At 74.1% G+C, this 6,764-nt stretch carries 7 protein-coding genes and 2 pseudogenes; 2 read left to right on the top strand and 7 right to left on the bottom strand.

From position 1 onward, the window contains the following. A partial coding sequence (locus IEZ17_RS17225) for an alpha/beta hydrolase family protein (protein ID WP_189301045.1) occupies nucleotides 1-1,166 on the top strand: 1,166 nt, incomplete at its 5' end. A 77-nt stretch (nucleotides 1,167-1,243) separates the two neighbouring features. Here the strand turns inward: IEZ17_RS17225 and IEZ17_RS17220 are convergent. Together IEZ17_RS17220 and mshA are read right to left on the bottom strand one after the other, a co-directional pair. Beyond that, the gene (locus tag IEZ17_RS17220) at nucleotides 1,244-1,765 is read right to left on the bottom strand and encodes a type III secretion system chaperone family protein (RefSeq protein WP_229852336.1); all 522 of its coding nucleotides are present in this window, start codon (nucleotides 1,763-1,765) and stop codon (nucleotides 1,244-1,246) included. Further along, entirely contained in the window at nucleotides 1,758-3,140 is a 1,383-nt protein-coding gene (gene mshA, locus IEZ17_RS17215) for a D-inositol-3-phosphate glycosyltransferase (RefSeq protein WP_189301043.1), read from the bottom strand. Before mshA ends, IEZ17_RS17220 begins: the two co-directional genes overlap by 8 nt. A gap of 153 nt (nucleotides 3,141-3,293) precedes the next feature. On the opposite strand from mshA, the gene IEZ17_RS17210 reads away from it, so the two are divergent. Beyond that, on the top strand, nucleotides 3,294-4,133 hold the full coding sequence (locus IEZ17_RS17210) for a class I SAM-dependent methyltransferase (RefSeq protein WP_189301041.1): 840 nt from the start codon (nucleotides 3,294-3,296) through the stop codon (nucleotides 4,131-4,133). A gap of 9 nt (nucleotides 4,134-4,142) precedes the next feature. On the opposite strand, the gene IEZ17_RS17205 is transcribed toward IEZ17_RS17210, so the two are convergent. The 5 genes and pseudogenes from IEZ17_RS17205 to IEZ17_RS42435 all read right to left on the bottom strand — a co-directional run. Further along, nucleotides 4,143-5,027, bottom strand: coding sequence for a helix-turn-helix transcriptional regulator (locus IEZ17_RS17205; RefSeq protein WP_189301039.1), 885 nt, complete (start codon nucleotides 5,025-5,027; stop codon nucleotides 4,143-4,145). Between the two features lie 34 nt (nucleotides 5,028-5,061). Further along, nucleotides 5,062-5,271, bottom strand: coding sequence for a DUF397 domain-containing protein (locus tag IEZ17_RS17200; protein WP_189301038.1), 210 nt, complete (start codon nucleotides 5,269-5,271; stop codon nucleotides 5,062-5,064). Continuing rightward, nucleotides 5,253-5,477, bottom strand: a pseudogene (locus IEZ17_RS17195) (Scr1 family TA system antitoxin-like transcriptional regulator); the annotation flags it as partial. The gene IEZ17_RS17200 and the pseudogene IEZ17_RS17195, both read right to left, overlap by 19 nt. Before the next feature lie 121 nt (nucleotides 5,478-5,598). After that, nucleotides 5,599-6,027 (bottom strand): NUDIX hydrolase, encoded by a 429-nt coding sequence (locus IEZ17_RS17190; protein ID WP_189301036.1) that lies wholly within the window; start codon nucleotides 6,025-6,027, stop codon nucleotides 5,599-5,601. Between the two features lie 93 nt (nucleotides 6,028-6,120). Continuing rightward, nucleotides 6,121-6,764 (bottom strand): annotated as a pseudogene (locus tag IEZ17_RS42435) (CHAD domain-containing protein); the annotation flags it as partial.

Raw genomic sequence — 6,764 nt, 5'->3', positions numbered from 1 at the left:
CCGCTCCCCTGACGCTGCCCGCCCCCACCGGCCGCTACCAAATCGGCACGGTTTCCCTGCACTTGACGGACCGCCGGCGGCCGGACCCGTGGGTCGCGGGGCAGACCCACCGGGAGCTGATGGTGAGCGTCCGCTACCCGGCCACGAAGGACACCGGGCGGTTTCCGCGGGCGCCGCAGCTGACGGCCGGCGAGGCGGCCGGGTTCGACGCGCTGAACAACTTCGCCGCATACGTACCGAAAGGGAAGGTCGCGTGGGGTGCCACCCTCACCCACGCGCACACCGGCGCCCCGGTGGCCCGGCAGCGGGGGCTGCGGCTGCCGGTGGTGCTCTACTCCCCCGGCGCCGGCGATCCCCGCTCGCTCGGCAGCACGCTCTGCGACGAACTGGCCTCCCGTGGCTATGCGGTGGTGACCGTCGACCACACCTACGAGACGCCCGCGGTGCAGTTCCCCGACGGGCGGGTGGCGCGCAGCGTGATGCCGGCGGAGATGGCGAAGGCGCAGCGGACCGGCCGGATGACGGAGCTGCTGGAGAAGGTCAGCGGGGTGCGGGTGGCCGACACCCGGTTCGTGCTCGACGAGCTGGGGCGGACCGGGTCCGCCTCCGTGCTGCCCGAGGGGCTGCGCGGGGCGCTGGACACCGGCGCGGTGGGGATGTTCGGGCAGTCGGCGGGCGGGTTCACGGCGGCACAGACCATGCATGACGACCCGCGGATCAGGGCGGCGGCGGACCTGGACGGGGTGCTGGGCTACACCCAGCGCGATGACGACCCGTCCCATCCGTCGACGGTGGGGCGGGACGGGGTGGACCGGCCGCTGCTGCTGATGGGGATGGCCGGGGACACCCATCACACGGTGGCGTCCTGGGACGCGGTGTGGCGGCACAGCACGCGGCCGGGGGCCTGGCTGCGGGACCTGACGCTGACCGGCGGCCGGCATGCGAGCTACACGGACGCGGAGGCGATGATGCCGCAGATCGCACGGCAGTTGGGGCTGTCCCGGAAGGCGCTCGCGGCGGTGATCGGGACGGTCGATCCGGGGCGCGCGGTCGCCGCCGAGCGGGCGTATGTCACGGCGTTCTTCGACCGGTGGCTGCGCGGGCGGGACACCAGGCTGCTGGACGGGCCGTCGGGGCGCTACCCGGAGGTGCGGTTCGTGCCGTAGCCGGAGGCGCGGGACGTAGCCGGAGGCGCGGGGCGGGCCGTGGCGGCGGGGGGCTGCCGCAGGCCGCCCCCCGCGGGTCACGCCTCCGTGCTCCGCTTCGTCAGGTGGGCGAACGCCTCCAGATTGCGGGTGGACTCGCCGCGCGACACCCGCCAGGCGTACTCCTTGCGGATGGCCGTGGCGAAGCCCATCTCCAGCAGGGTGTTGAAGCTGCCGTCGGCGTTCTCCAGCACCGTGCCGAGGATCCGGTCGAGCTCGTCGGGGGTGACGGCGGCGAGCGGGAGCTTGCCGACCAGGTAGATGTCGCCGAGCCGGTCGATCGCGTAACTGACGCCGTAGAGGCGGGTGTTGCGCTCCAGGAGCCAGCGGTGGACCGCGTCGTGGTTCTCGTCCGGGTGCCGGACGACGAAGGCGTTGATGGACAGCGAGTGGCGGCCGACGACCAGCGAGCAGGTCGTGGAGAGCTTGCGGGTGCCGGGGAGCTTGACGACGTAGTTGCCTTCGGCGGGGGACTCCCATTCGAGGCCGGCGTCCTTGAGGGTGCGCTCGATCGCGGCACCGGCGGTCATCTGTCGTTCCTCACCCATGTCCTCACCCATGGAGGGATCGTAGGTGACGGCGGCGCTCCTGCATCGCGGCGGTGTAGACGTCGCCGGTCGCCGCGGCGGCGGTGTCCCAGCCGAAGGACTGGGCGTGGTGGGCCGCGTCGGCGCCCATACGGGCGGCCAGCGACGGGTCGTCCACGAAGCGCCGCAGCGCGCGGGCGTAGTCGGCCGGGTCGTGGCCGGCGACCAGGAAGCCGCTGACGCCGTCCCGGACGGCGACCGGCAGCCCGCCGACGGCCGCCGCGACGACCGGGGTGCCGCACGCCTGGGCCTCGATGGCGACCAGTCCGAACGACTCGCTGTACGACGGCATGACCAGGACGGACGCGGCGCGGTACCAGTCGGCGAGCTGCTCCTGGCCGACCGGCGGGCGGAACTGCACCAGATCGGCGATACCGAGCCGGGCGGCCAGCTTCTGGAGACCCTCCGGCTTGGCCAGACCGCTGCCGCTGGGCCCGCCGACCACCGGGACGACCAGCCGGGAACGCAGCGAGGGGTCCTCGGCGAGCAGTGCGGCGGCGGCGCGCAGCAGGATGTCCGGGGCCTTCAGCGGCTGTATGCGGCCGGCGAAGAGCGGGATGACCGCGTCCTGCGGCAGCCCGAGGCGGGACCGGGCGGCGGCCCGGCTCTCCGCGACCGTGGCGGAGCCGAGGCCGCCGGTCGGCCGGAAGCGGTCGAGGTTGACGCCGGGGTGGACGACCGCGACCTTGCCGGGGTCGGCGTCGTAGTGCCGGATGAGCTCGTCGGCCTCCTCGGCGGTGTTGGCTATCAGGCGGTCGGCGGCGTCGACCACCTGCGTCTCGCCGATCACGCGGGCCGGTGGCTCGGGGGTGTCGCCGACGGCCAGCGCGGCGTTCTTGACCTTGGCCATGGTGTGCATGGCGTGGACCAGGGGCACCCGCCAGCGGTCGGCGGCCAGCCAGCCGACATGGCCGGAGAGCCAGTAGTGGGAGTGCACCAGGTCGTAGTAGCCGGGGCGGTGGCCCGCCCATGCCTGCATCACGCCGTGGGTGAAGGCGCACAGCTGGGCCGGCAGCTCCTCCTTGGCCAGCCCCTCGTACGGGCCCGCGTCGACATGCCGGACCAGCACTCCCGGGGCCAGCTCGACGGCGGGCGGGAGGGTGGCCGTCGTGGCGCGGGTGAAGATCTCCACCTCGATGTTGATCGAGGCGAGCTTCTTGGCCAGCTCGACGATGTAGACGTTCATCCCGCCGGCGTCGCCGGTGCCGGGCTGGTGGAGCGGGGAGGTATGGACGCTCAGCATCGCGACCCGGCGGGGGCGGCGGGGTCCCCCGGGCAGCCGCAACCGCGCCGGGCCGGGGAACGGGCCGTGGGGTCGGCTGCGGAGCCGGGACACGTATTGGCTCACTGCGAGCTACCTCCTTGGCGTGGCGGGCGGCGCGCCTCCGACCCCCTGCAACAACGCCGGCCGGCCATCCATTTCCGTCCGGCCCGCCTCCTGTGCACTTTGCCAAAGCGTGACCTGGGACCGCCCGCCCCCGACACCCCATACCCTCGATGCATGGCCCGCCGCTCCCCCGTCTCCACCGCCGCCCCGGCGCCCGCGCCGTCCCGCCCGGTCGGAAACGCCACCCGCGGCACCACCAACCCCAACCGGCTGCGCCGCATGGACCGCTGGATCGCCGCCGAGCACGGCGCCGTGCTGCGCCGCACCACCGACCCGGTCGCCGTCGACCTGGGCTACGGCGCCGCCCCGTGGACCGCACTGGAGCTGCTGGGGAGGCTGCGTACGGTGCGGCCGGACGCCCAGGTGGTGGGCATCGAGATCGATCCGGCGCGGGTCGCCGCCGCCCGCCCGTACGAGCGCGCCGGGCTGGACTTCGTCCACGGCGGCTTCGAGGTGCCGCTGCCGGGCGGGCGGGGGCGCGCCCCGGTCCTCATACGGGCCGCGAACGTGCTGCGCCAGTACGACGAGGACGAGGTCGCCGCCGTCTGGCAGCGGCTGTGCGCCCGGCTGGCGCCCGGCGGGCTGCTGGTCGAGGGCACCTGCGACGAGATCGGGCGGCGGCACGTCTGGGTCGCGCTGGGCCCCGAGGGCCCCCGCACGGTCACCTTCGCGACCCGGCTCGGTTCCCTCGACACCCCCTCCGACCTGGCCGAACGACTCCCGAAGGCGCTGATCCACCGCAATGTGCCGGGCGAGCCGGTGCACGCCTTCCTGCGCGACTTCGACCGCGCCTGGGCCACCGCCGCCCCCTTGGGCGCGCTGGGCGCCCGGCAGCGGTGGCGAGCCGCCGTCCAGTCCCTGGCCGCGGACTGGCCGCTGGCCGGCGACCCGCGGCGGCGGCGCCAGGGCGAGGTCACGGTGCGGTGGGAGGCACTGGCGCCCCGGGGCGCCTGACCCGCGGCCTCAGGCCGCCCCGGCCGCGAGCACGGTGCCGCCCACCCGGTCCGCCAGCTCCCGCAGCCGCCGCTCCGTCACCGATCCCCGGGGGGCCGTGTACGTCACCATCGCCTGATCCGGATCCGTGCCCAGCCGCAGGCTCTCGAACGTGACGCTCAGCTCCCCGACCTCCGGGTGCACGATCCGCTTGGTGCCGCGCAGGCACTCGCGCACCCCCTGCGCCTCCCACAGCCGCCGGAACTCCGGGCTGCGGTCCAGGAGTTCGCCCACCACCTCGCAGATCCGCGGATCGTCCGGGTACCGCCCGCTGTCGGCGCGCAGGTTGCCCACGACCTCCTCGGCCTTCTTCTCCCATTCCGGGTGCAGCTGCCGTGCGGCCGGGTCGAGGAAGACCAGCAGTGCGGCGTTCCGCCGGTCCGGGGTGAGCGGTGCGAAGTCGAAGGCGACCCGGCCGCCGAGCGCGTTCCAGGCCAGGATGTCCAGGCCGCGGCCCATGACCATGGCCGGGACCACGGTGTCCATCGCGTCCAGCAGCTGCTGGATCTCGGGCCGTACGGTCTGCCGCGGCCCGCCCGGGGAGGCGGCGCACACCTCCCCGGCCGTGCGCCGCCGGGGCGCCGCGATGTTCCGCAGATACGTCACCTCGCCGCCCGACAGCCGCAGCGCGCGGGCGATGGCGTCCAGGACGGAGTCGGAGATGGCGGGCGCCCGGCCCTGCTCGATGCGGGTGTAGTAGTCGACGCTGATCCCGGCGAGCTGGGCGACCTCCTCGCGCCGCAGCCCGCGGACCCGGCGGCGGTTGTGCCCGCCGGGCAGACCCAGTTCGGCCGGGTCGAGCGCGGCACGGCGCGCCTTGAGGAACGAGCTGATCTCGATTTCCGCGTACAGCATCCGTCCAGTATGCGTCGCGCCGGGGCCCGCGGGCTCAGGCGGTGAACCCGCCCCGGCTGACCGCGGCGGCGAAGGACTCCCAGGCCGCCGCACCGAAGACGAGCGCGGGGCCGTCGGGGCTCTTGCTGTCACGGACGGGGACGAGGGCCGGGAAGTCGTCGGAGACCTCTATGCACTCGCCGCCACTCGTGTTGCTGTAACTGCTCTTACGCCACGTCACACCGCTCAGGTCGATGGATCGCACGGCACTTCCTCCAGCATCCGGATGATGAACTTCCGCGATTCGGCCGGGCGCAGCGCCAGGTCACGCATCGCGTCATATCGGCGCTGCAAACCCTCAACCCTGCCGTTTTCCTCGATCAGTTCACCGCGATCGTCATTCTCGGTGTACGCCACGGTACGGCCGTCCGGCAGCCTCAGGAACACCGTGGGGGTGTTCATCAGACCATTGCGTGGAAGTGGAAAGCGTGGATCTGTTCCCCGGCGCCATTCACGTAACGGCCGGAACACACACGGTAGTCACGCCCCGGCGCCCACGGCAGCGAAACGTCAGAAGGGAAGCCCCTACGCCTCACAACCCCCGTCCGCTCACCCGGAGCACGCTGAGCAGCACTCCGACCAGCTCCTTGTCCCGGGGTTGGGTGAGGATGTCCCGGGCCGCCTCGGGGGTCGTCCACAGCAGCCGGTCCACCTCCTTGTTGGGGAGGAAACCGCCGCCGGTGGCCTCGGCGGACCAGTAGTGGACCACCTTGGGGCGGGTGCCGACCAGGTAGCGGACGGTGGGGAGTTCGGGACCCAGTTCGCAGGTCATGCCGGTCTCCTCCAGCACCTCGCGCAGCGCTCCGTCCCGCGCGTTCTCCCGCGGCTTCAGCTTGCCCTTGGGATAGGACCAGTCGTCCCACTTGGGCCGGTGGACCAGGGCGAGTTCGACCCCGCTGTGGGAGGGCGAGCGGCGCCACAGCACGCACCCCGCGGCGCGGATCGGTGCGGTGTCCGGCATCCGTCCCTCGCCTCCTCCCCGTCCCTTCCGGTCTGTTGCCTTTCCCACTGTCGCCTTTCCCACGTCTCCCCCTCGGTGCGCTTCGCTTCGCTCTCAGACGGTGTGCTCCGCCGGTCTCGGCAGCCAGACCCGGCCGAAGGCGAAACGGGCCGCCTCGACCTCGTGGCGCTGATCGGCATGCAGAAGCCCGAGAGCGTACGCGGTGGCCGGCGCGATCCGCGGCGTACGGGCCGCGGTGGCGGCTGCCGCGGCGGCCTCGGCGGCGTCCCGGTGCAGCTCCAGCGCCCGGCCGGACTCGGTGAGCCGGGCGTCGGCGTCCTCCGGGGCGATCACCTCATGGGCGTAGCGGCTCAGCCGGACCAGCAGCCGGACCTGGTGCCAGGGGGCGTCCTGGCGGTGGTCGGCGGCCAGCGCGGCGGCGTTGTACGGGTGGCCGGCGCGGGCCAGCGGGAGCAGGGCGACCGCCTCGGCGAGCAGCCGGTGCGCCTGGTCGGCGAGCGGCGGCAGCGCCTCGGCGGCGGACGCCTCCGCCGCCGTGCGGGCCAGCGGCGCCTCGGACGCGAGCACCGCGACCGAGTCGGCCACGGCGTGGAAGCGGGAGGAGCCCAGCGCCTGGAGGGCGGCGGAGTGCGCGCGGGTCCTGGCGAGGGTGAGCTGGCGGTCGAGCAGCGCGCCGGCCCGCGCCGCACCGGCGGACAGCGCGCTCTCGTGGTCCGGCTCGACGGCCGTACCGGCGG

The sequence above is a fragment of the Streptomyces albospinus genome (assembly GCF_014648695.1).
Classification (GTDB): Bacteria; Actinomycetota; Actinomycetes; order Streptomycetales; family Streptomycetaceae; genus Streptomyces; species Streptomyces albospinus.
The sequence above is the reverse complement of the archived record's forward strand: the minus strand, read 5'-3'. Positions and strand labels throughout refer to the sequence as shown.